The sequence below is a fragment of the Clostridium neonatale genome (assembly GCF_001458595.1).
GTDB lineage: Bacteria > Bacillota > Clostridia > Clostridiales > Clostridiaceae > Clostridium > Clostridium neonatale.
On the sequence record NZ_LN890328.1, the window covers coordinates 2,860,947 to 2,885,462 of the forward strand.

A 24,516-nucleotide genomic window follows, 5' to 3' on the forward strand; every position below is an offset into this window, starting at 1 on the left:
AATAATTGTTTTATCTCTATATAAACTAATTTTCATGAGTATGAATAAAAAAGTTATGTATATATAATTTTAGATTAAGCAAAAATAAAGGCCTCATATTCTGCAAAATGAGCAGAATTGAGACCTTTATTTCATACTAAACTTCTAATTACTATTTAGCTTTTATTTCTGATCCATTTATAAATCCTAAACTTTCTAAACTATCAACATTATCACTGCTTGTAATAAATTCAATGAATTCTTTTGCTGGAGTAGTTGCTTCTCCTTTTGTATACATATGTCCATATGACCAGAATGGATATGAGCCATCACAGATATTTTTAGTTTCACTAGTTACTCCATCTATACTTACTACTTTTAATGCTGATTTAGCTTCATCACTATTCATATAAGCTAGTCCTAAATAACTAATTGCACCGTCATTTGCTTTCATTGCTTCAAGAACTGCACCATTTGAATCCTGCATTACTCCAAGTGAATCATTTTCTAAAGAAGCATCACCATCTAAAACTGTTTTTTCAAAAGTAGCTCTTGTACCAGAGCCTGATTTTCTATGAACTATAAATATTTCTTTATCTGGTCCGCCAACTTCCTTCCAGTTAGTAACTTTTCCTGAGAATATATCTTTAATTTGATCTTTAGTTAAGTTATCAATTCCAAGAGAACTGCTTACTACTATTCCAAAACCTTGTCCCACAACTTGATGATCAACTAATTCCTTAGCTTTATCTGCATCTAATTTTTCTTCTGCAAATACATCAGAATTTCCTATATTTACACTTCCTTCTGATACTTGAGAAAGTCCTGTACCTGATCCTCCTGCTTGTGCACTTATTTCTACATCTGGATATTTTTCATTAAACTTTTCAATTGATTTTTCCATTAAAGGAAGCAATGCAGATGAACCACTTATTGTTATTGCCCCACTTAACTTTTCTTCCTTTGGAGTTTCTTGTTGTTCTTGTGCTTGTTTATTGTTATCCCCTTCTTTATTAGCACCATCGCTGCCTCCACATGCAATCATGCTAAATCCCATCATTCCAACTATTAATGTAGTCAATATTACTTTTAATGATTTCTTTTTCATCATCTTTACCTCATTTCTAAATTTTGAATGATTTAGTTTTTATCTACAGGATTAATTTTATCTTTGTAAAGTTAATAAATTATTATGGTTATGTTAAAGTTAATTTTAGTTTTGTTTTATATTTTTAACATAAGATTTTTCAATCTATCATAGAACCAATAAATAAAAATTATAATCAAAAAGAATATTTTAATATTTGAAATAAAACAAATAAAAAGACCTTATCCCCAAGAATAAGGCCTCTTATATATATTTCATCATTAATATTAATGAAGATATTTATATATTATATAATTTTTTATGTTTGGATTATTTAATATATCTAATTCTAATGCTTAGTTTTGTGCTGACTTTTCATTTTCATAGTTCATGTTATCTACTTTCTTAAAGAATGGGAAGTAGATAGCTGTTGAAATTGCAATTACAACTACTTGGAATAATGCTGTTCTCCATCCACCAGTTAAGAAACCACTGATTATTGGTGGTGTTGTCCAAGGCACTACAACTCCTGTATATAATGGAATTAATCCCATTGAAATCGCTAAATATTGTAATACACCTATAACAACTGGTGTTGCTATAAACGGAATTGCCATAAATGGATTCATAACTATTGGTGTACCAAAAATAACCGGTTCATTAATGTTAAAACATGCTGGAACTATTGCAAGTTTTCCTAACTGCTTAGATTGTGCTGATTTAGCAAGGAACAGCATACAAATTACAAGACCAATTGTTGCACCTGCACCTGATAAGTTAACTACACAATCCTTAAATTGTTGTGTAACTATACGTCCACCATTTTCTATTGTTAAAGGTAATCCAGAATCAATGATTGCTTGGTTAGATGTAGCATTAGTAATTAATATACCATCCATTACTCCACCAACAATTGTTGAACCATGAACTCCAAACCACCATAATGATGGTATTAAGAAACACATAACAATTACTCCACCAAGTGAATCTGATAATCCTTGAAGTGGTGTTTGAATCATTTTATAAATCCATTCAATAAAAGTTGTATTTAAACCATATTTAAATATTGTATATATTATAGTAGCACCTACAATAATAACTGCTCCTGGAATTAAAGCTGCAAAAGAATTCGCAACACCTTGTGGAACTCCAGCTGGCATCTTAATTGTGATATTCTTTCTTAAAAACCATGAATAAATCATACCTACCAATAAACCTATAATAATTGCTGTAACCATTCCTTCTCCACCTGTCCAGGCTTTAGGAATAACTTCACTCACTTTTTCTCCTGATTCAAGTGTAACATAAGAATTAGTTGTTAATAAAAATACTACTAAAGATATAACTCCTGCTGAAAAAGGTTCATGCCCCTCATTTTTAGTATACACATACGCAATTGCCATAGTTGCAACTAATGCAATAATTTTAAATGATGCACCATATGCTTGCATTAACGGCTCTGTCCAGTTTGAACTCAGCATACTTGCCATCCAATCATTAAATGGTTGATATGGTATTTGAGCTAGTAATAAAAATACTGATCCTATTAATGTTAATGGTAATATAAACAATATACCATCCTTTAATGCTACCACCGGTTTTAAGTTTACAAATTTCATTACAGCTGGTATTACTGTTTCATTAAGCTTTTGACTTATAGACATACGTGTCTTCCTCCTTTGTTTCTTTCGCATACTTTCAGTATACGTTTACTTAAAGTTTATAAATTTATCAATGATAACTAAATATATAAATTCATATATTAATTAAATTTATACCTTATAAGATATTAGTTAGTCATTGGATTTATCTTTTTCTAAAGTTACACACTCCTTAGTTATTAATGAAGAAGGTAAGATTATATCTATATCTTTATGTAATGTTCTTAAATTTATAAATAAAAACTTTCTTCCTCATTAGCAACATGGTTTATAGTACTACTTTCCTGCTAATTTTAAAGCAAAATCTAATACTTTTTCTCCATTCATCATTCCGTAATCAACCATTGGAATTACATCTACTGGTACTCCCTTAGGTCCACATATTTCTTTAGCTGCTCCTAATCTATATCCTACTTGTGGTCCAAGTAATGCTACATTTACTCCTTCTAAATGCTCATGCATTTGTCCTTCCGGGAATGCTGCTATATCTGCTTCTATTCCCTTTTTAGTAGCAGCTTCTTTCATTTTATTTACTAATAAGCTTGTTGACATTCCTGCTGCGCAAAATAATCTAATTGTTACCATAATTTATTCCTCCTAAAATCCTTATTGCTTTTATTTGTTTCCTAATTTATTATCTATGCTAATAAGTAAATTAAAAATTTTATTATTTAACTAATGTATTAACAACTTTTCTCAATTCCATAATTTGAGTTATTAATGATTTTTCTGAAATTGCTGTCATTAAGTGGTCTTGTGCGTGTACAAATAATACTGAGAAATCAATTTTTTCTCCGCCTGCTTCTTTTTGTAAGAAGAATGTTTGACCATCATGAGCTTTTGCTATAGCTGCATCTGCTAATTTCATTTCTTCATCTGCTTCATCATACTTTCCCTCATTTACAAGATTAAGTGCTGCATAGCAATGATTTTTACAATCTCCTGCATTAACGATTATGTTCATAATTGCCATTTCTAATTCATTCATTTTTAATTACCTCTTTCCTAAAATATATATTTAATTTCTAATTATTTTTTTGATGTGTCTTACACTAATATATAAAGCAAGTTGCGTGCCAATTTTTAAAAATGCAAAAAATTTTTTAAGTTTTTTATAAATCTGCGCCATTTCTAAGTTTTCTATCTATTGTTTTTATATTTTATATGTTTCATATAAAAAACACATATATGAAACACATTAAAAATGTGTTTTATATATGTGATATCTCCAACAAAAGTGTTTCAATTATAAATTTAAAGCATCAGTTAATACCTTTTCTCCATTCATTAATCCATAATCAATACTATCTATAATCATAATTTTAATCTTATCCATATTATATTTACTTAATATTTGTTCTTCTAAGTATCTAATCTGAGGGGCAAGTAATAAAATATCAGTTTCATCTTTATATTGCTCAAACTTTGATTCAGAAATTGCATTAAACTTTATATCCAATCCTTTTTTATCAGCACTTTTTTTCATCTCGCTTAATAACATACTGCTAGAGAATCCACCTGCACATATTAATGTTATTGTCCTCATGATTTTCTCCTTTCATAAAAATGAAAATATATTATTTTATTGTAGAGCCCTCTTTTAAAAATGTCATTATCCTGCATATCTCATCATCAGGAATAATTATTGAATATTTTGTGTTTAATGGAGTACATGCATTTTTAACAGCTTTATATAACTCCATATTTTCTTTTATATACGTTTCTTTATTCTCAAATTCATCTCCTGGCTGATTATCCATAATCCTATCTATCATACATGCAATATGCAATGTTATTCCTATAAATATATTATTGTTCAAATAAACATTAAGATCTTCTTTAATTGTATTATTAAACTTCTTTATATCTTTTATTATTCCTTTTCCATCAACATGATTTAATTTTGAATCAAGTGTTTCTTCCATTTTTATAAGAGTTTTCTCCACATCAATAAGCTTTTGTATTTCAGGGATACATTTACCACTCATTATATCATCAAGCATAAACTGAGGGTATTCAACATCCAATTCAAAAGGGCCAACAAAACAAATTATTTCATAGCTAAATTTTAATTTATTTATTCTTTCATAAATATTCTCTTTACCTATAAAATTAATTGGTATTATCTTAATTAAATTGCTATCAAAGTTTAAACTCTTTTCAAGCATTACTTTAATAGTTTTTGCTCCTCCCTCTCCAGTTGTACATACTGTCATTATGGCTAGTTTCTTTTCTTTAGTATCTGGTTCATAGTCTAATATGTTATTATCATATAAATTATTAACTTCTAATGTTTCTTTATATACTTCATCTAAAGGATATCCCATCATAGATTTTCTTGCAGCCTCTATTGCATGAAGAGTACTAACTAACGGTATAGTTCTTGTTCTTATGTTAAATTCCTTTTCAATTTCTCTTCCAAACGTTGTTAATGAGCCCATATCAACTAGAAATAATATATCAGATTCAATTGAGTTTTTTCTTATATATTCTTTAGTTTTTTCTAAAACGCTCTTTGGTTTTTCTTCTATAGGAGCATTTATTCCAAAAATATTTTTACATCCAAGTAAGCTGCTTACTGCATCTGCCATTGATGTTGCTGTACTTATTCCATGAGCAATTATTATTACCATTATATTATTGCTAGCAATTTTTTCTGTCCTATCATTATATACTAAAAACATTGTCATAAATCCTGCTTCATCAATTGGCATACTTACATCAATACTTCTTTCAAGTATCTTTAGTGATTCTAAAGCAGCGTTAAATTCTTTTTCATAGCTTTGCCTTATTGTATTTAATCGTGGGTTTATTATTTTTTTATGACGTCTAATTCTATCTATTGAGTTGTTTATATGAACAGCCAATCCATAGTATATTTTCTTATTTAGCTTTATTTTTAATTCTTCTTCATAAAATAAAATCACTTCTTCAATGGCCTTCATAATTTCTGGTTCAATCATATTTCTGATGTTTGTTATATCAATTTTATAACTATCTTTATTTGCATATTTAGTAAAATAATCTTCTATATCTTTCTCTATTTCATCTTCTAAACTTATACCTTTTAATCCTTTATTTTTAAGTTCCCTTGTTCTTCTATCTATTATTTCATATATATTTTCATCATTTGAATTTTCATCAAAGAACATTCCATCTTCATCTTTATCAAATATACAATATCTCTTATTTATGTCTATAAGCTTATTCCATAATTGTCTGTGCTCTACCTCTTTATATAATCCCTCTCTAATATATGGTGGAAGGTCCAAACTGCTTATTCTTATTTCACTATTTTTAGATGACAAAAAATCTGCATATGCTTTTGCACAAGCTAATTGAACATCTGATTTAAGCTGACCAACATTAGCTGGACAATCATATGATAAAAATGCTTTTATTGAATTTACTGAAAGCTTAATGCTTTTTTTAAGTCTTGCAGATTCATCAATCATAAAACCTTTTATTAAATCGAATCTCTCTTCCATAGATCTATCTCTTAAAGGTGGAATACTTATCACCATAGGTATTCTTCTTGTAAACGTCCTTAATAGCGTTGCATTTGGATCTTCAGTAGTAGCAGTTATTATAAGAACTTTAGCACTTCTTTCACTTTCAGTCTCACCAAGTCTTCTGTATATTCCCTTATCTATAAATGTAAAAAACATTTCCTGACCTTCAGCAGGTAATCTATGAACTTCATCCAAAAATAAAATTCCCCCATCAGCCTTTTCTAAGAGCCCTGCTTTATCGTGTTCTGCACCAGTATAAGCTCCTTTTTTTACGCCGAATATTTGCCCCAAAAGTAATTGTGGGTTATTTGCATAATCAGCACAATTAAATGTTATAAATGGGCTATTTTCACTTTTTACTTTTGATTCTATAGAATATTTATATATTAATGAAGCAAAAGTTGACTTACCAACCCCAGTTTCACCCAATATTAACATATTCATTCCATTTGGTGGATATAATATAGCAGCTTTCGCTTGTTCTATAGCAGAATAGAGGCTTGGATTCAGCTCTGAAAATCTATCCAATATAGATTTCTTAGGGTTAACGTTTTCTTTAATTAGATACTTAAATAGTGTTGGTTTTCCTTTTATCTTTGATGCTTTTTCTTCTGAAACAAGCTTGTTTAAATCATTACTAACATTCGCTCTATTAAGGTTTAGTGCTTCTGCAACTTCTATTGCAGATACACCATTTTGATTTAATTCGGTCATCTCCTTCAATTTTTCTAATATTACTTCGATTCTTTTCATGCTTATTACTCCCTTTATATGATTTCGACATATAACTCCGATAAACCAAATAATAATTTAAAATATATATTATATAATAGCATATACACATTACTTTATCTATATATGATCTTGCTTTAGCTATAGTCATTTTCCATCTTTCTGCATAAATCTGCAATATTTAAAACAAAATTAAACTAATCATTTATCATTTCTATATTTTTATTACTAAAAATTATAGAATCATATCATACGCCATTTAAGTATTAATTTATGTAGACAAAATGGATACTAACAGATTAAATATTCATTAATATCCATAGTCATAAATCCTTTTAATTTGTTTTCCTTTATGCTCTGTAAAATATTTTTGATATTTCATAATCATATTTATTATCATAAATCCACCATTTAAGTACCCACCAATATAAATTCTATAAGTGCCCATATCTTGATTAGATTTTATATAATAAAATGAGCACTATACAGAAAATTCTATCAGTACTCATCTCAATAACTATTCTGTTATATTATTTAATAACAATTTTAGAACAATATATTACTATTTAGGTTCCTTTGCCACAAAGTAAACACCTACAATAACTAATAAGGCACATGCTATTACTTTTATATCTTTAGTCAGGTCAAATCCCTTTGTTAAAAATAACTTATCAAAGATTATTGACCACACAACGTAAGTTATGTTTATTCCCATGGCTCTTGTTGGACCTATTTTATATATTGCATTATAGTAACATAAGTATGAAACAGTTCCTGTAAATGCAGTCGCTGCAATCCACCAGAAAGCATTATCCTTTAGAACTTCTAAACTAATCCCTATTCCACCTACAATTGGAACTAATATTAATCCATATACAATAGCTGATGTTAACTGTCTTATTTGAAGTGCATATTCTGATGTTACAATTTCATCCTTCATGCCATAAGCACAAATTACACATTCACTTCCCCATCCAAAAACACAAAGAAAAGCACATAAAAATCCAGCTATATTTATAGAACTTTCTCCTGGTTCATATCCAAGTAAGATCACCCCTATAACTGCACATAATAGACCAATCCATGCTTTTTTATTTATCCTTTCCTTCAATAAAAAATATGACAATATAGCTCCAACTGCTGGATATAAAGATGAAATAATAGCAGTATACGATGGTCCGATTAAATTGATGGCTAAAAGATATCCTGTCATACCAATTGGCCCACCCATCAATGCAGCTATAGCTACATATAATGCACTTTTAGTTTTCAGCGCTTTGAATAGACCACTTAATTGTCTTTTGGCTGCAAGAAATAAAAAGGTCCAAATAGCAGAAAATGCATCATGAAAAAATGCTGTAACAAAGGCAGCTACAAAAGCAGCTTCTACTGGTGAAAAAATAGTCATTGCTCCGACTATTCCCATTAAAACAGTGTCAGTTCCCCACATTATAGCTGAGCACATCCCACTAAATACTCCTAATTTATAGTTCTCATTTTTGTTCATAACTTATGTTCCTCGCTTCTAACAATATAGCTAAATCAATTACAAATTAATAATATTATTATACACTATATTTTACTTCCAATAAATATATTGTGTAGAATAAGAGTTTAGTGGAAAATAACCGAAATTCAATATATGATAGGTTCGATTGTAGGGAAATTTCAGCTAAAAATTCTAATGGCAGAGGCTGCACCCAAAAATGTTTGCTCCCAAAAGCAAGTGTTTGGACAAACAATTTTTGAACAGCCTCTGCCAAAGAATTTAAAAGCTGAAATTTCCAATACAATACTACGCCTATTCATATATTGAATTTCTTTGTTTTCTCTAAAATCATAGATACCTAATTTATTTTTGTTATAATTTATGTGGTTGCTTAGAAAAGCCATGTATTCCTAAATATATAAGAAAAATTCCGAATTGTAGCATAGCTGCTCTTTGGCATATAATGCTTGGTGATGTACGAACTTAGCAGTATAGCCCCTATTCATCTAATGATGAATAGGTTTCCTTATAAGTGCACATTCGTAAGAATTTATATTCTGATATTTATAAATTTATATCTTTTTACAAATGTAAAATATTAACTTTTTAAATCTTTAACATCTATAAATAACTATTCCTTAATTTAAAAATGTATTTATGTATAGCAACAATAATACCACTACTATGAATTTAGATGAAACAAAGAAATAAAGCTCTTATGTTGGCGGTGTCTTGCATTCAGAAATGACGCTTTAGAATTCTTCATGTAGACTTGTTCCACAATTGTTTGTCCAATTTTACATTGGAGCAAACATTTGTGGGTACAATGTCTGCATGTTTGAATTCTTAGCTTCATTTTTGTAGCAAGCGAGCCACACATAAGAGCTTTATTTCGGTTATTCCAATCTAAACTTTCTACGTCCCCTATTTATATTATGTCTATATAAGTTCTCCTCTATTATTAAAGTTATATTCTTTTCCATCTATAGTGATCTTACCTTTTACCATTTCACCTTTTTCATTAAAATAATAGGTATGCTCATTATCATTTAACCATCCTATTTTCATTGAGCCATCTTTATTCATGTAATACCAATTATTATTGCTTTCCAGCCAACCTATTTTAAAGTGTTTTTTTACTGGATCAATATAGTACCATTTATCATCATTTTTTATCCATCCTAATTTTCCTTCGCCCAAAGCATACATACTTATATTAATACTACCTACAATCTTATTGTCGTTATATATAGTGCCCATTACTCTCCCTGTTCCGCCGTTTACAATGGTTACATGTCCATCCTCACTTACTATCAATGTATCAATACCATAAGATAGCCACTTAGTATCATTATACATTTCTTTATTAATAGAGCATTTTAAATCAAAATTATCTCCTACATTAATATTATCAGGAATTCCTATCACTTTCACTTTAGTGTAATTTATACTTAGTTTCAATATTTCACTATTATCTTCTTTGTTTTTAATCCTTATTAAATTATTACCTTCATTTAAGTTTACTATCATTGTCATATCATCACTATAATCTATCTCTCCTGCAATAGCATTATCTTCTCCTATAGCAACCAAGTCATTCATATACTTTAAAAGTTTTTCCTTAGAATTGTCATTATTATTTTCTATATTAAAAATAATTTCTACTTTATTTTGATTATTACAAACATTTATTTTGTATATATTGCCTTCCTGCTTGATTTCCTCCCCAGTTAAAGTTTTCAAATCATTTATCTTGTATTCATTTTTACTTACAGCTAATGCATACGATTTATTGTTTGAATACTGAAAAAATAAGAATATACCTAAAAATAGCACACATATAACTATAAATCTTTTACTTCTAACTAACATTCTCTCTCCTCCAATTGTAAAATATTTACATATTAATTATACAATATTTCTATACTTTTACAAGGAAGCAACTTTTTCATCTAGCGTATACTAATCAACATAAAACTTATCCTTTTTTCAAAATCATTAAAAAATTATATATATATCTATACAAAAAAAGATAAGAACTAAAAAAATACATTTTAATTCTTATCTTTTTTATTTTAATAAATTATATGTTAACTACTTTATTTTTTTTAATTTCAATTTTCTCAATATTTTATCAAACAATTCAAAAAATATTGTATCTTTTGTAACAACAAGTATAGCCAAATATAATAAACCACATAAGACTACTTGTATTGCACATGAAAGCAACATGTTTGATACAAACATCTTAACTACAAATGATATAGGTATAAATAACAATGAATAATATAAATATTTCATATTTTCTAATGAAAATAGCTTTACGTCTAGCTTTATCACTTTCTTAACAAGTCTATACTCCAAGAATATAACTATTGTATTTGATAAAAGCGTTGTTATAATAGCTGTTTCCATAGTAAATTTGCCTACTACAGATAATAATACATTGAATCCCAAGTTTATTACTCCACCAGTTAAAACCAAATAAGCATCTGTTTTTTCTTTTCCATGAAGATAAATCATTTGATTTGCAATTATCTGCTCTATACCTAAGCTTATCATATATATAGAAAAAATTATCATAGCTGATGCTGCTGGCATATATTCCGGTCCACTAAATATATATATTGCTTCTTTTGATACGCATAACAATCCAATTGCTGATGGAAATAACAATATAAAATAAATTTTTATAACTTTCTTAAGTAAATTTAGATAATCATCTTTTTTGTTATTGCCTAAATAATTTGATAATCTTGGCATTGTTACTTGGATAATTGTAAGCATTACTGTATTTACCATAGTCATTATTTTTTGTGCTAAATTATAATATCCTACATATGTTGTGCCACCCACACTATTTTTAAGCATTAATTTATCTAATTGAGTATAAAGTATACCTGTGTTAGATAATATAACTAAATAAAACATTGGTTTTATATGCTTTTTGAATTCTAGGTTACTAAAATCAAATTTAACTATTCTTTTAACATATACAAAACTTATTATATTATTTATAAAATTAAATCCTACAACTATTAATAAATAGAAGTAAAAATCCTCACCACTTCTTACCCCCAAAATAATAAGTACAGAATAAATTATTCTTATTATCATTGTCTTAATAGTTATAAATTGATAATTTTCTAAAGCTTCATTTACCCATTCCACATAAAATGCGTTAACTGCTATATTGAAACTTAATATGAAACAAGTTAAGTAATACGGCTGACTTCTATAGTTGATCCATATAAATGTCATATATATTGCAGTTACTAAAAAATTAGTGAATAAACTAAACACAAATAAACTAGTAAATGTTTGACTTAATTTTGTTTTATCTTCACGAATTTTGCTTAATTCTCTCAATCCATATTGATAAAGACCAAATGCTGCAAATATTAAAAAGTAGTTATTTAATGATTCAGCATAACTAAAATATCCATAATTTACATCACCAATAGCTACTGTAACTACCTTCATTACTAGCATTGGTAATATTAGATTAAACATGTTTAATGCTGCTTTAAAAATAGCATTTTTTGAAATTGATTTAGCCATAACTTAGCCTCCATTTAACTTTGCTTTTACTATTGTATAGTTTAGCAGTTTTAATGTCAAATCATAGTATATTCAAATAAAATTTCATAGCTAAATAATTATTTTTTTATAATAGGCTCAACAACAAAATGTGCTCTTGACAGAATTAAGATGTCAACGCATGTTTATTACATTCTAAAAAATTCTTGCTTCATATTGTCAAGCATAGTTTTTAGTATTGAGTCTTATAATCTACATGTTAAATCAAGTATTTGTATATTAAATTTTTTTGTAATCATTTTAAATATAAAAATATGACAATATAAACTTCACTTATCTTTGATTATTAATGTCATGAAGCGACTCTTATAAATAAAAATTATCTTATAATAGAAAAAATCAACAAATTAAATGTCAAATATGCTTTGTACATAATTGTACATTTATGGTATAATTAAACTAACAATTGTTAGTTTTAAATATAAATTGTATTTTTATTGTATATACTTGTTTTTTTAAACACTTATATGGATATTTGTTTGGAAATTTATATAGGAGGTCAAATGAATACTAAAGAAAATATCATAGAAGAATCCTTGAATTTATTTGCAATTAATGGATATGATTCTGTTTCCATTCGAGATATAGCTAAAAATGTTGGTATTAAAGGGAGTTCTATTTATAATCATTTTGACGGTAAGGAAGAAATCTTTAAAAGCACAGTTTCTAAATATTCAGCATATATTAAAAGTTCATTTAAACTTTTAACCAAAGACAGTCTTTTAAAAACCAATGAAGAAGATATAACAGATGAGATTTTCTTGCAAGAAAGCATGAAAGTTTTTGATTTTCTATTAAAAGATTATTATTGTGTGACGTTAAGAAAAATCCTTACTATCGAACAATATAAAAATGAAAGTGCATCACAACTATTCAACAAACTATTTATTGATGATGTATTAGAGAATCAGAAAAATTTATTTGCATATTTCATTAATAAAGACATCTTTATTAATGAAGATCCATATATTTTAGCTTTAAAATTCTATTCTCCAGTATTTTTATTATTTTATAAATATGATAGTAATTTAGGGGATAAGTATAACATTGTATTAAAGAAACATATTTTAGATTTTAAACATTATTATTCTTTAAGGGGTTGAATTTTTAATGAAAATTTTAGTAGTTTATGAGAGTAATGAAAAAAGTACTGCAAATCACTATGCCAGTTTATTTATAGATGAATTAAACAGGTATTCTAATAATGTCATTTCTGAAATTCATTTAAATTCTATTTTTTTTAAAGATTTATTATCTATTAAAGATATTCTCGTTGATAAATATCATTCATCAAATCCATATGATTGGTCGCTAAATATGCCCACTTGTTTAGAATATTTCCATTTCATTGCATCACAAATAGAAAATTCTACATTAGTTTTATTTGTTCCTTCTGAAAACGATACTAAACATGAAAGGATGAAATTCCTTTTAGATATCTTATCTAATCAATGGATGCCACACAAGTGCAATAAAAATTTCCATAATAAAATTGGAATTATACTATATTACCTACATGACGCTTCATTTCACAAATATATTAAAGATATGAAGTATGATTTACTCCTATGGGGATTAAAAAATGTAATGCAAGTAGAGTTATTGAAATATAAACATATGGATTATGATCTAAATCTATTAAAAATTACATTAATGGCTAACAAAGCTTATAGCTATTCAAAGGATTTATATATTAATAAATGTTTTTTCATAGAAAATCTTAAAAATAATATTTATTTTAAGAAAAATAAATTTAAGCTCCTTCTGATGAAAGCAGGTATAATGCGAAATTTGTTATTAAGTAATAAATTATAACTTTAATCTTATTTATTCATATGATTATAAAAATAACGTTATATAGAATTTCTACAATTCCACATAACGCTATTTTTATATAAATTTATCTTAACTAAATATTTAACTTTTCTTTTAAGTATTCTAAATCCTTTAATGAATCAATTTCAAATATATCATTAGGATTTATCTTTTCAATTCTTACATCCATATTAGGTAAATTATCTACTGCAATGTTATCCCAATAGATAGTCATATCTCCTACTTTTTCAACTGCTCTTTCAACTGCTTTGCCTATAAGAATTCCATCTTCTTCAGTCCAATAAGATGCTCCAGACATTATATAACTTGGTTCATCATCTTCTGTGCCTATATCAACTTTAACCACCCTATTATTTTCATCATATCTTAATATCCATTCGTTAACTATATTTTCTTTACATGCAGAATAATAAGTTGAATGTGCAGGCTTTTCTTTTGGCAGGAAGTTTCTTGTTATATATTGATCTGCATCAATTACAAATGCATCTCTTAAATATTCTCTTACCAAATACATAGTATATATATTATTATAAACATCATATTTATCATTTACTACTTTAATTAAATTGTACTTTTTAACTAAATCATCAAATTTTTCGTGAAGATATCCTGTCAAAACTATTATTTCATTAACACCTATTTCTCTTAAATTTAAAATTTGTCTTTCAAGTAATGACATTCCGTTTACTTCAATTAATGATTTAGGCGTATTATTTGTTAGAGGTCTAAGTCTAGTTCCCATTCCTGCTGCCATAAGAATTGCTCTCATATTCTATCTCTCCAATACTAATGCTTATTTATTTAATTTCCATTTTTATGTTTTATAAAATCAGATTTATATTAAATTTAAACTTATTTGTATAATATTTTTGTTTATAATTTTTTTAAATATTCTTTTGCTCTATTGTATCGATCCATTCCATAAGTTCCAAAGTCATCACCTTCAGCTTCTTTTATTAATGTCCATACTGCCCATAAAAAATCTTGACATATTTGATGTATAATAAGTCTTCTTCTTGAATCGTCATCTGCATCTTTTCCATTAAAATATAACCTAAACATTAATTCAATATCATCTTCTGAAAAATCATTTTCTAAAGATAATGCAGCTAGATCCCACATATCATCATTTATTCCACCATATTCCCAGTCGATTAAAAATATTTTTCCATTTGTATCCTTAACTAGATTGGCTGCAACTAAATCATTATGAGATGGTACAAATACTCTATTACATATTTCTAATTCTTTTTCAAGATCCATAACTTTTTCTCTTACTATATCATAATCTTCAAAAAAATCTCCATTATCTTTCTTTAATATATCTTCATACTTTTCAAGTTCTCTAAACATATTAAAGTGATTATCCATATGAAAATGTTTATCGTTATGAAGATTTCTAAGTATAGTAGTTACTTGTTTTAAATTTTCTTCTTTTTTAACACTTCTTGGAGTTAATGTTTCTGCATTTTCTATAAATTTTGATATCTTAACACCTGTTTCAAGATTAAAGTATGGAACCTCAACGTTGTATCCTCTTTCTGACGCAATTGCTGAATTGAACATTTCCGTATTTCTATTAATCATTTCTTCTGTTCCTATACCAGCAATTCTTAATATATATCTTGTTCCCTTAACGCATATTCTATAATTCTTATTAGTCATACCTCCAGCTGGTGTAACTTCTGTTATATCATCTGAATTAACTTTTAATGCTTCGCATACTATATTCTTTATTTTATTCATTTCATATGCAACTTCTCTTCTACGAATTGTTGGATATAAATGATTTTTTATCTTTTCATATCCCTTTGGAGAATCTATATCCCCCCAAGCTAAGTCATCTATTTTAACAAATCCTATATTATAGTTTCTGCCAACATCCAATAGCACATACTCATAATTTAAATATGGATTGACATTATCTTTAAACTCTTCGAGCATCATCTTATATAGTTTGTAAGATATTTTAGTAAGGCCTATCATTTCTCCATCTATTCGGTTAAATTGATGAATATCCTTTGACATCTTATATAAGTGATTATCTCTTATTTCAACAAAAGCTTCATCTCCTGATCCACTTTCATTAGTTATAAGTACACAGTCTCTCTCATTGCTTTCACATAGTTCTCTTATAGCACGACTTTCAAAAATCAAATCATTTTCAATAAGTAAAAAGTCATCTGTTATGTATTTTTTAGCTAAAGATAATGAATGCATTGTACCAGTCCACTTATATTTATCACTCTTAACAAGCTTTACATTCTTACTATTTTTGAAATATTCTTCATAATAACTGCTTTCATATCCAGTAACAATAACTACTTTTGTTATTCCATTTTCCTTTAGAATATTCATTGTTCTATCTATTAATTTAAAATCTTCAATGCCAAGCATTCCAGTTGGTTTTCCAAATGATTCTACTCTTCCAGCTGCTAATATTACAGCTTGCTTTATAATTTTCTTTTCTTCTTCATGTAGTTTTAATCTTGTATTCTTAGCATTAGCAAGACTCTTTTCCAATACCTTCATTCCATTTTCTGTGACTTTATATAATATTCCTTTATTAGTATTTATTCTATCTATAAGTCCATCAATTGTGAACTCTTTAAGTATTGAATTTACCTTACCAAGTGACATATTAGTTCTCTTTGATAGTTCTCTTTGATTTATATTAAAATTTTCATTTAAAGTTTTAAGTACTTCCAATCTATCCTCTAACATAAATTAATCCCCCATATTTAATCCGTTCATTATTTGAACTATGATAATTATATTATTATTTCTTATATTTGTCAACGCGTCCTGCTCAATTAGCAATTGTCATTTATCAATGGTCAATTATCAAATTAAAATCCGAAAGATTTTTTAATCATATCCAATTCTCACTTATTAGTTTTACTTCTAATAGTTAAAATCCAATTTTTAATGTATATAGAAAAAGGCTGCCGCAAATTATTTAATGCGGCAGCACTCCTTCATTGAGAATTGATCATTGATAATTGTTAAAATATCTTTCCGTCAATTCCAAAATTATAAACTTTTCCATTAATAGACATACTAGTGTTAGTTACCATCTGCCCTGATGGTAAGAAATATTGCCATCCATTGTCTTTTTTATCATATAACCATCCAGTATGCATAGTTCCACTTTCATCAAGATAATACCACTTTCCATCTTGGAATATATAGCCACTCTTTCTTTCTCCTGTAACTGGATCTAAGTAATATCTCTTTCCAGTAGAATCTGTGATCCATCCAGATTGCTTATATCCTTTAGCATCTAAATAGTAATATTTATAGTCTCCATATTTTCCAACTGTAATCCATGAGTTTTTCACTTGTCTACCTCTTTTATCGAAATAAACATCTTTGCCTTTTACTTTTCCCCATTCTTCATACTTAGATGTATCTACCCAGCATTCATTATATTCATCATAGAATACATCCTCATCATCATCATCAGTATCTTCTACAACATCATCAGAATCTCTTCTTACTATTTTTACAGTATATGTCTTGCTTGTAGTTCCATCTTCTGAAACAACTTCTATTTCTACCTCTGTTTCTTGTTGTCCTTTTAGACTTATTACTTTTGGCGAACCATTGAATTTTTCATCATCTATATATACCTTCGATTTACTATCAGAAGGTATTGGTGTAATTTCTACCTTAGATACATTAAGCTCAACACGTACTTTAGTAGTCTTTTCATCTGGATCAAAATCATATTCACCTGGATCAACAATTAAGTTACTTAATCCAGAATCTGAACCTTTGTCATTATTATTTATTACTAAAGTATATGTTTTAGTTGAAACCTTATCTGTAGCTGTAACTTTTATTTTAACTGTTGTCTTTCCAGAACCATTTAATGGTATTTTAAGAGCCTTTCCACTTTCCATATCATAAGAATCACCAGTTTCACTAATAGTAGCTGTTATTTCTTGTACTTTAGCATTAGTAACTGCTGTAATTTCTGTTGATTCATTTTTCTTAGGTACAGTTACTGTATATGCATACTTATCACTAGAAAAACCTTTATTTCCATCTGAATCTACTAACTTTCCACTTTCAACTTCTAAATCTTTTAATGATGCATCGCTTGATATTTCCTCATTATTGTCAGAGTCATCTATATTCTTTTGAATATAAAATACATACTCATGTCCTAATTTATATGGGGTAATACTTTTAACTACTGTTGTGTCATTGCCATTTTCATCTTTTTCATATTCAATCTTATCATAGTATGACTGTACAACCATTTTTTGATAATCAGCTACATCTATATTAGATAATGAATTACTTTTTTTGCTTCCAGGGGTAGTATTTTCATTATTTTTTATTGATTCTTTAGCTTCTACTAATTGAGAGCTTGAAGTAGTTTTGCCAAACCAAACTCTTATATACTCATTCTTAGTTGTTTGTGGTGATGTTAATGTAACGTCTACTCTATCCTTAGAATACATATCATAAGTATATCTATCTTCATTAAAATCTATTTTAGTTTCTCTTCCAGGTTGAGTTAAATATGCTGAGTCTCCAAAATCTAATTTAATTGGATTTTCATCACCATTACCATCAGTTATAACATTGAATCTATATCTTACTAAAACCTTGCTATAATCTGTTATAGCACCATTCTGAGCTTTAAATCCTTCTATTGTAATTACTTTATTCAATCCATTAAAGTCTACAAACAGTTTCCCATCCTTCATTACTGTATCTTCATCTTTATATTTAAAAGCTATTGTTCCTTCAGTCACTCCAAGTTTTGGATCTATAGAAATCTTTTTAGCTCTAGGATCAATATGAATGTTACCAACATAAGTTAAATCACTTTCATTTGGATCTCGTGTAAATTCTTTTTCTACATATGCTATGACATCTTTTTCATCTGCATATTCATATTTAGTTAAACCTGCATCTCTTAATGTATAATCATTATCCACATTTAATTGGTTGTAGTTAATTTCCATAGCATAAGATTTAACCAAATTATTTCCATCTCCACCTATACTATTTTGAAATCTTATTATAAGTATTGCTTTATCAAATTGACTCTCTAAATATCCTGAGACTTGATTACCTTGTGTTTGTGATGTAATTTCATTTCCATTAAGTAATAATTCGGCATTTCCACTAACATTTCCATTAAAATTAATTATATATTTTAATGTTCTTGTTGAGTCAGGAATATTAAATATATATTTTAATGGATATCCTTCAACTTTTTCAGCTTTATCATTATATTTGAAGGGCTTTACATTATTTGTTTGGTCAGAATTATTAAAATCCTGCTCATTTTCTCCAATCCAACTTATTATATCAATATCTTGTATTGTACTACTTATTATTTGTGTAGCATGATAAATAGTAATTGTTTCACTTTTACCACTTGGATAAGTTTCTGTTTTTGGTGCTTCTAATTTTTCAGTTCCATCTTCTAACTTTACTTTAGTTACACTTGTTTCTTTGATTTTATATGAAACTGAGTTAACACCATAAGGTAAACCTGCAATACTTATACCTATGTATTGTTTTCCACCAATAGTCATAGTATGCGATCCAAATCGTGCTTTAGCTGCATCCACAACACTAGCATCTCCATCTACATGCAATTCACATCCTAATTTGTCTTTTAATTTTGAGTTAAGCATCTCGTAACTAGATGCTCCAGATACATCAACACCGTTTATTGCTGTAAGTATTAATTGTTGATCTGTAACTGCAGTTTCTCCAGCACTCATTTTAGTTAGTAATTCACTGTCACTTACACCATTATATTTAGATTTTTCCACTGCTACCCATACATAAGGCATACCTTGTTTTAATTCAAATTCTTTGTCACCTTTTGATATAGACTGTACTTCTCTCCCTTGAGTAGTCTGCCCAACAACAGTCACATCTTTATATTGAACTGCTGCATTTGCCTTTTCTTCATTAATTGCTAAATTAATAGGCAAAAATGAAATTATAGTCGCAAAGAATACAAATAGTGATAAGATTCTCTTGCCTTTCTTGCTCATTTGTTGTCACCCTCCCAAACTGTTTTAGTCTAAACTTTCCCAAATAAAAATTGTTTCTTTTATAAGTTTATAATCGAATTATTTAAAAGTTTCTTTATAATAATTATTTAGTTCTTCAATAAAAACCTGAACAGCTTTTGAAATTGTAATATTCTTTGGAGTGATATATGAGAAATATCTAATAAGATTATCATTTTTAATATTTATTTTACTTATGATTATATCATTATTGTACTTATAAATGAAAAAAGAGGAATAATAAGTTCATGCATTATAATTATAAAGGAAGGATGAATTAAATAATGAAGAATATAAAAGAAATACTGCCTGGACTTTTAGTATCAGTATGCATTGGACTATTAAGTATTTTTTTATCTAGATTTGTTCCTAAATTAGGCGCAGCAACTATATCAATCTTTTTAGGTATGCTTGTTGGAAATTTATTTTTAAGTCAAGATATTTTCCAAAAAGGATACAAATTTTCAGAAACTGATCTTTTATCATATTCTATAGTTCTATTAGGAGCAACATTGAGTATCTCCACTTTAATGGAATTAGGAGCTGGTGGAATATTATTTATAATTGTTCAAATGACTATAACAATAGTTGGGGCTTTATATATAGGAAAAAAGCTTGGATTTGGACAAAATTTTAGATTTATGATGGCTAGTGGCAACGCAGTTTGTGGATCATCTGCTATAGCAGCAACCGCACCAGTTATAGATGCAGATGATAAAGAAAAAGGAATTGCAATTACTATAGTTAATGTAACAGGAATATTCTTAATGTTTTTACTGCCTATAATTGCTCAATTCTTATATAAACATTCATTGATGCCAACATCAGCATTAATAGGTGGTACATTACAATCTGTAGGTCAAGTTGTGGCAAGTGGTGCCATGGTAAATGAAAGTGTAAAAGATCTTTCTACAATATTTAAAATAGTAAGAGTTATATTATTAGTAGTGGTTGTACTGATATTTGGTCATATAAAACACAAAACCAATGAAGAGATAGTTGAAGAAGAAGTACAGGATGTAAAGAAAGGAAAAATAAATGTTCCTTGGTATGTTATAGGATTCTTTATAACATGTGCTTTATTTTCTATGGGATTCATTTCAAATGATGTTTCTTTGCTTTGTAAGGCAGCAAGTAATAAACTTGAGATATTCGCTTTAGCAGCAATTGGACTAAGGGTAAATGTTAAAGATTTAATTAAGCAAGGGAAAGCTGTATCTCTTTATGGATTATTTGTAGGTCTACTACAAATAATTTCAGCAGTAACTTTAATATGGTTATTTTTATAGATGAATTATAGATTTCAAAAAAGACTGAAACAATATTTTGATAATGTTTCAGTCTTTTTTCTATTTTAAAATAATTTATACTTTTAATTAATGACTCTATCAATCTCTAATTATATATGTCCTTTAACACTTTCCCTTAAATTGCGTCTTGCATTTAGAGCAAGTTATTGTTATCTTTCCATTTCCTCTTGGCACACGTAATTTTTGTTTACAATTTGGACATTTAAAATATTTATATGTTTTTAACTCTTTTGCTCTATTAGATTTTCCTTTAACAAATGCAACTATCTTATTTTTTACATTTAAATATTTATAATACTCCTGCTGTCTCTTATATATATTTTTTGAAAATATTCTAAACATATATAAAACTATAAATACATCTGATATTAACCTTAATATAAATAATTTTGAAGAAAATCCTCCTATTAGCATTAACACTAAAGATATTATTAATAAAGCTATAGATAATTCATCTACTCCATATCTTCCATACATAAATTTTCTTAACCAATTCATCTCAAAAATACCTCCAAATCCCATTTCTAATTTATCTAAGCTATATTCATATATTTCAATTATTATGTTCAAATTCACTATATACTTTTTAATATATTATATCAATAAGTAATTTGTAAATAATTTTGAAACAATATAAATATATTGTGTAGAATCAGAATTTAGTGAATAACAACCGAAATCAATACAATTTATGGAAAACTATATTTTAGGCATGGAATATTACTAAAAACATAAATTATAATTAAAATTGGCATTGTATCTCTGATTTTAGAGAAAAACAAAGAAATTCAATATATGAATATGCGTAGTATTGTATTGAAAATTTGAGTTATTAAATTCTTAGACAGAGGCTGTTCCAAAATTGTTTGTACAACACTTGTTGTTGGAGCAAACATTTTTGGGCACAGCCTCTGTCTGTAGAATTTTTAACTCAAATTTTCCTACAATACGAGCATATCATATATTGAATTTCGGGTGTTATCCTCTAAACCTAGTACATCCCTTATATATTTGAAGCTATTGCATTAGCTATTGCTGTTGCAACCTTATCTTGATAAATTGGATTTGCACAATTTGCTGCTTCTGTAGGATTTGTTATAAATCCTACTTCTACCAAAACAGATGGCATTTTTGTATTTCTACATACAAAGAAGTTATTATCCTTAGCCCCTCTGTTATATGCTCCTGTTTGATTAGATATTGAATTTACAATTGATGTTGCTAATGTTCTACTTGTAGAAACTTTTGATGAACTTGTTGCTCCACCAAAGCTTGCATCTTGACCATTTGAACTATAGTATACTTCAACACCATTTGCTGAAGCAGCTCCTGCTGAATTATGATGTATACTTACAAAGAAATCTGCGCCAAAATTGTTTGCTAAATTAACTCTGTTAGTTAAACTTTGAGTTACACCTAATGTTTCTCTATCTGAAGGATTTCTTGTTAATAATACAGTATATCCTTTTTCTTCAAGCTTTGTTTTCAATTTAAGAGATGTTTCCATATTTAAGTCTCTTTCAGCATAAGTGATTCCATTATGTGTTGCATATGCTCCATCGTCTCCACCAAAGTTATGACCTGGATCAACAACTATTACTTTACTTGAAGATGGACCACCAGAACTTACTTTATCTCCTCGTTTACCATCTGATCCAATTTGCCAGCCATCAATAACTGTGCTGACAGCTAAAGCACCAGAACTTGTTAAATAATAATAATCTGAATTATATACAATCCATCCAGTAGCCATTGCACCATTTGAATTTAAATAATACCACTGGTCTTTAACTTTTGCCCATCCTGTTGCCATTGTTCCATTATCATGGATATAATACCAATTACCATCAGGTCTTATCCATCCAGTAACCATATCTCCATTTCCCGAGAAATAATACCAATTTCCGCTTATTTTAAACCATGATGTTCTCATTGCTCCACTAGTGTCTAAGAAATACTTCTTACCATTAATAAGTTTCATTCCTGTAGACATAGCTCCATTACCTTCTAAGTAGTACCAGGTTGATCCATCCTTAAGCCATCCTATTTGCATTTCACCACTTGGCTTTAGATAGTACCATTTGCCACCTATATTACTCCAACCAGTTGCCATAGCTCCACTACTATAAAGATAATACCAATCATTTCCCGGTTTTATCCATCCTGTAGCTTTACTTCCATTAGATCTATAGTAATACCATGTTCCATTTTCTTTTTTCCATCCTATAGTTGATGAAATATTTGATGGTTCATTTACCGGCTTTGCTACTGGTTCAGTAGCTTGAACTGCCTCTGGAATTACAACATTAAAATTTGGTGGATTATTTGTTGTTTCTGAACCATTATTTGAGCTATTATCATTTTTATCAGAATTTGATGAATTATCTTTAATTTCCTCATCTTCTGTAAGTGTAGCCCCTGAGTAGCTTAATAAATCACGATATAATTTATTAACTTCTTCTCCGTATGTAGTACTTGGAGCCCAGTTTCCACCTAATGAATTTACTGTAGTTGCTTTTCCCTTTATTGTAGCGAAATGCCTTGGATCTTCTGTATCACTTCTTGGATATCCCTTAGCCCCTGCATAAAGAGCTAAATGATCTAAATGTGCCTTTACACCTTGCTCCCATGTATCAAATCTTTGATGAGCATCTGGATTATAGTCATCTCCACCTGAACTTGTTTTCAATCCACATGGATTATGGTATGTTGAATCTAATACACCTCCAAAATTTCCATATCCAGTTTCTTTAGCTGATTGTACATATGCTACTGCTGGATTTACACCACCATGCTCTTCTGCATAGTCAAAGTAAATTTGAGCAAGTTCAATGAATTCTTCACTTGCATTCTTCGATTTCGCCCATTTTTCTGCTTGCTTTACTGTAACATTAGTTTCAGAAATTATTTTTATATCTGTTAATGTTGCAGCGTCAACTTTATTCATAGGAATTAAAGCTAGTACCATAGCAAATGCGAGAAAAAGTGCTGTCACAGTCTTATTAGTCTTCAAAATCGCTTCCTCCAATCCTTCTTGTTAATTATCACTTCCCAATGATTATTTAGATTAAGATATCTGTTTAAAGTACTAAACTCTAAATCTCGATACTTTTCTACATATATACTATACAAGTATAACATCAAATTTGGGTACCTTGTATTACACGTTTCCCTATGATTTTAAAATTTTCAATACTTAATTCTATTTATTTATTCTATAATAATTTTACATGATACATTTTTCTTTATTATAATTATTT

General features: G+C 28.1%; 17 protein-coding genes. 3 read left to right on the plus strand and 14 right to left on the minus strand.

What is annotated here, in order from left to right; translation table 11 throughout:
* Nucleotides 1-151: 151 nt before the first annotated feature.
* The 9 genes from BN2920_RS19645 to BN2920_RS19685 all read right to left on the minus strand — a co-directional run bounded on the left by BN2920_RS19645 (nucleotide 152) and on the right by BN2920_RS19685 (nucleotide 12,021).
* Entirely contained in the window at nucleotides 152-1,087 is a 936-nt protein-coding gene (locus BN2920_RS19645; RefSeq protein WP_058296655.1) for a phosphate ABC transporter substrate-binding protein, read from the minus strand.
* Nucleotides 1,088-1,422: 335 nt separating this feature from the next.
* Entirely contained in the window at nucleotides 1,423-2,730 is a 1,308-nt protein-coding gene (locus BN2920_RS19650) for a PTS sugar transporter subunit IIC (protein ID WP_058296656.1), read from the minus strand.
* Between the two features lie 273 nt (nucleotides 2,731-3,003).
* Nucleotides 3,004-3,312: a PTS sugar transporter subunit IIB gene (locus tag BN2920_RS19655; RefSeq protein WP_058296657.1), complete on the minus strand. Its 309-nt coding sequence runs from the start codon at nucleotides 3,310-3,312 to the stop codon at nucleotides 3,004-3,006.
* Between the two features lie 82 nt (nucleotides 3,313-3,394).
* Entirely contained in the window at nucleotides 3,395-3,715 is a 321-nt protein-coding gene (locus BN2920_RS19660) for a PTS lactose/cellobiose transporter subunit IIA (RefSeq protein WP_058296658.1), read from the minus strand.
* Nucleotides 3,716-3,973: 258 nt separating this feature from the next.
* On the minus strand, nucleotides 3,974-4,273 hold the full coding sequence (locus BN2920_RS19665) for a PTS sugar transporter subunit IIB (protein ID WP_058296659.1): 300 nt from the start codon (nucleotides 4,271-4,273) through the stop codon (nucleotides 3,974-3,976).
* Between the two features lie 31 nt (nucleotides 4,274-4,304).
* Complete coding sequence (locus BN2920_RS19670; protein ID WP_058296660.1) at nucleotides 4,305-6,992, minus strand: sigma-54-dependent transcriptional regulator; 2,688 nt, start codon at nucleotides 6,990-6,992, stop codon at nucleotides 4,305-4,307.
* Nucleotides 6,993-7,533: 541 nt separating this feature from the next.
* Nucleotides 7,534-8,478, minus strand: a complete 945-nt coding sequence (locus BN2920_RS19675; protein ID WP_058296661.1) for a DMT family transporter — start codon at nucleotides 8,476-8,478, stop codon at nucleotides 7,534-7,536.
* 921 nt (nucleotides 8,479-9,399) lie between these two features.
* On the minus strand, nucleotides 9,400-10,332 hold the full coding sequence (locus BN2920_RS19680; protein WP_058296662.1) for an N-acetylmuramoyl-L-alanine amidase family protein: 933 nt from the start codon (nucleotides 10,330-10,332) through the stop codon (nucleotides 9,400-9,402).
* A 222-nt stretch (nucleotides 10,333-10,554) separates the two neighbouring features.
* Nucleotides 10,555-12,021 (minus strand): oligosaccharide flippase family protein, encoded by a 1,467-nt coding sequence (locus tag BN2920_RS19685; protein WP_058296663.1) that lies wholly within the window; start codon nucleotides 12,019-12,021, stop codon nucleotides 10,555-10,557.
* A 542-nt stretch (nucleotides 12,022-12,563) separates the two neighbouring features.
* Here BN2920_RS19685 and BN2920_RS19690 point away from each other — a divergent pair.
* Together BN2920_RS19690 and BN2920_RS19695 are read left to right on the plus strand one after the other, a co-directional pair.
* The gene (locus BN2920_RS19690; protein WP_058296664.1) at nucleotides 12,564-13,163 is read left to right on the plus strand and encodes a TetR/AcrR family transcriptional regulator; all 600 of its coding nucleotides are present in this window, start codon (nucleotides 12,564-12,566) and stop codon (nucleotides 13,161-13,163) included.
* A 7-nt stretch (nucleotides 13,164-13,170) separates the two neighbouring features.
* On the plus strand, nucleotides 13,171-13,875 hold the full coding sequence (locus BN2920_RS19695) for a hypothetical protein (RefSeq protein WP_058296665.1): 705 nt from the start codon (nucleotides 13,171-13,173) through the stop codon (nucleotides 13,873-13,875).
* A gap of 94 nt (nucleotides 13,876-13,969) precedes the next feature.
* On the opposite strand, the gene BN2920_RS19700 is transcribed toward BN2920_RS19695, so the two are convergent.
* From BN2920_RS19700 to BN2920_RS19710, 3 genes are all read right to left on the minus strand, one after another.
* Entirely contained in the window at nucleotides 13,970-14,665 is a 696-nt protein-coding gene (locus tag BN2920_RS19700; RefSeq protein ID WP_058296666.1) for a sugar phosphate nucleotidyltransferase, read from the minus strand.
* A gap of 104 nt (nucleotides 14,666-14,769) precedes the next feature.
* Nucleotides 14,770-16,620: an NTP transferase domain-containing protein gene (locus BN2920_RS19705; RefSeq protein WP_058296667.1), complete on the minus strand. Its 1,851-nt coding sequence runs from the start codon at nucleotides 16,618-16,620 to the stop codon at nucleotides 14,770-14,772.
* 281 nt (nucleotides 16,621-16,901) lie between these two features.
* A complete protein-coding gene (locus BN2920_RS19710; protein ID WP_058296668.1) occupies nucleotides 16,902-19,928 on the minus strand; it encodes an N-acetylmuramoyl-L-alanine amidase family protein in 3,027 nt (1,008 codons plus the stop codon).
* 302 nt (nucleotides 19,929-20,230) lie between these two features.
* Between BN2920_RS19710 and BN2920_RS19715 the strand changes: the two genes are divergently transcribed.
* Nucleotides 20,231-21,235: a YeiH family protein gene (locus BN2920_RS19715; protein ID WP_058296669.1), complete on the plus strand. Its 1,005-nt coding sequence runs from the start codon at nucleotides 20,231-20,233 to the stop codon at nucleotides 21,233-21,235.
* Between the two features lie 123 nt (nucleotides 21,236-21,358).
* On the opposite strand, the gene BN2920_RS19720 is transcribed toward BN2920_RS19715, so the two are convergent.
* On the minus strand, nucleotides 21,359-21,754 hold the full coding sequence (locus BN2920_RS19720; protein ID WP_058296670.1) for a hypothetical protein: 396 nt from the start codon (nucleotides 21,752-21,754) through the stop codon (nucleotides 21,359-21,361).
* A gap of 505 nt (nucleotides 21,755-22,259) precedes the next feature.
* Nucleotides 22,260-24,269 carry an N-acetylmuramoyl-L-alanine amidase gene (locus BN2920_RS19725; RefSeq protein ID WP_058296671.1) on the minus strand — a complete coding sequence of 670 codons (2,010 nt, stop codon included), beginning with the start codon at nucleotides 24,267-24,269 and terminating at the stop codon, nucleotides 22,260-22,262.
* Nucleotides 24,270-24,516: the final 247 nt, after the last annotated feature.

Excerpts from the sequence above, each read along its gene's own strand:
- BN2920_RS19645 (WP_058296655.1), bottom strand. The coding sequence starts at position 1,087 with ATGAAAAAGAAATCATTAAAAGTAATATTGACTACATTAATAGTTGGA.
- BN2920_RS19650 (WP_058296656.1), bottom strand. The coding sequence starts at position 2,730 with ATGTCTATAAGTCAAAAGCTTAATGAAACAGTAATACCAGCTGTAATG.
- BN2920_RS19655 (WP_058296657.1), bottom strand. The coding sequence starts at position 3,312 with ATGGTAACAATTAGATTATTTTGCGCAGCAGGAATGTCAACAAGCTTA.
- BN2920_RS19660 (WP_058296658.1), bottom strand. The coding sequence starts at position 3,715 with ATGAATGAATTAGAAATGGCAATTATGAACATAATCGTTAATGCAGGA.
- BN2920_RS19665 (WP_058296659.1), bottom strand. The coding sequence starts at position 4,273 with ATGAGGACAATAACATTAATATGTGCAGGTGGATTCTCTAGCAGTATG.
- BN2920_RS19670 (WP_058296660.1), bottom strand. The coding sequence starts at position 6,992 with ATGAAAAGAATCGAAGTAATATTAGAAAAATTGAAGGAGATGACCGAA.
- BN2920_RS19675 (WP_058296661.1), bottom strand. The coding sequence starts at position 8,478 with ATGAACAAAAATGAGAACTATAAATTAGGAGTATTTAGTGGGATGTGC.
- BN2920_RS19680 (WP_058296662.1), bottom strand. The coding sequence starts at position 10,332 with ATGTTAGTTAGAAGTAAAAGATTTATAGTTATATGTGTGCTATTTTTA.
- BN2920_RS19685 (WP_058296663.1), bottom strand. The coding sequence starts at position 12,021 with ATGGCTAAATCAATTTCAAAAAATGCTATTTTTAAAGCAGCATTAAAC.
- BN2920_RS19690 (WP_058296664.1), top strand. The coding sequence starts at position 12,564 with ATGAATACTAAAGAAAATATCATAGAAGAATCCTTGAATTTATTTGCA.
- BN2920_RS19695 (WP_058296665.1), top strand. The coding sequence starts at position 13,171 with ATGAAAATTTTAGTAGTTTATGAGAGTAATGAAAAAAGTACTGCAAAT.
- BN2920_RS19700 (WP_058296666.1), bottom strand. The coding sequence starts at position 14,665 with ATGAGAGCAATTCTTATGGCAGCAGGAATGGGAACTAGACTTAGACCT.
- BN2920_RS19705 (WP_058296667.1), bottom strand. The coding sequence starts at position 16,620 with ATGTTAGAGGATAGATTGGAAGTACTTAAAACTTTAAATGAAAATTTT.
- BN2920_RS19710 (WP_058296668.1), bottom strand. The coding sequence starts at position 19,928 with ATGAGCAAGAAAGGCAAGAGAATCTTATCACTATTTGTATTCTTTGCG.
- BN2920_RS19715 (WP_058296669.1), top strand. The coding sequence starts at position 20,231 with ATGAAGAATATAAAAGAAATACTGCCTGGACTTTTAGTATCAGTATGC.
- BN2920_RS19720 (WP_058296670.1), bottom strand. The coding sequence starts at position 21,754 with ATGAATTGGTTAAGAAAATTTATGTATGGAAGATATGGAGTAGATGAA.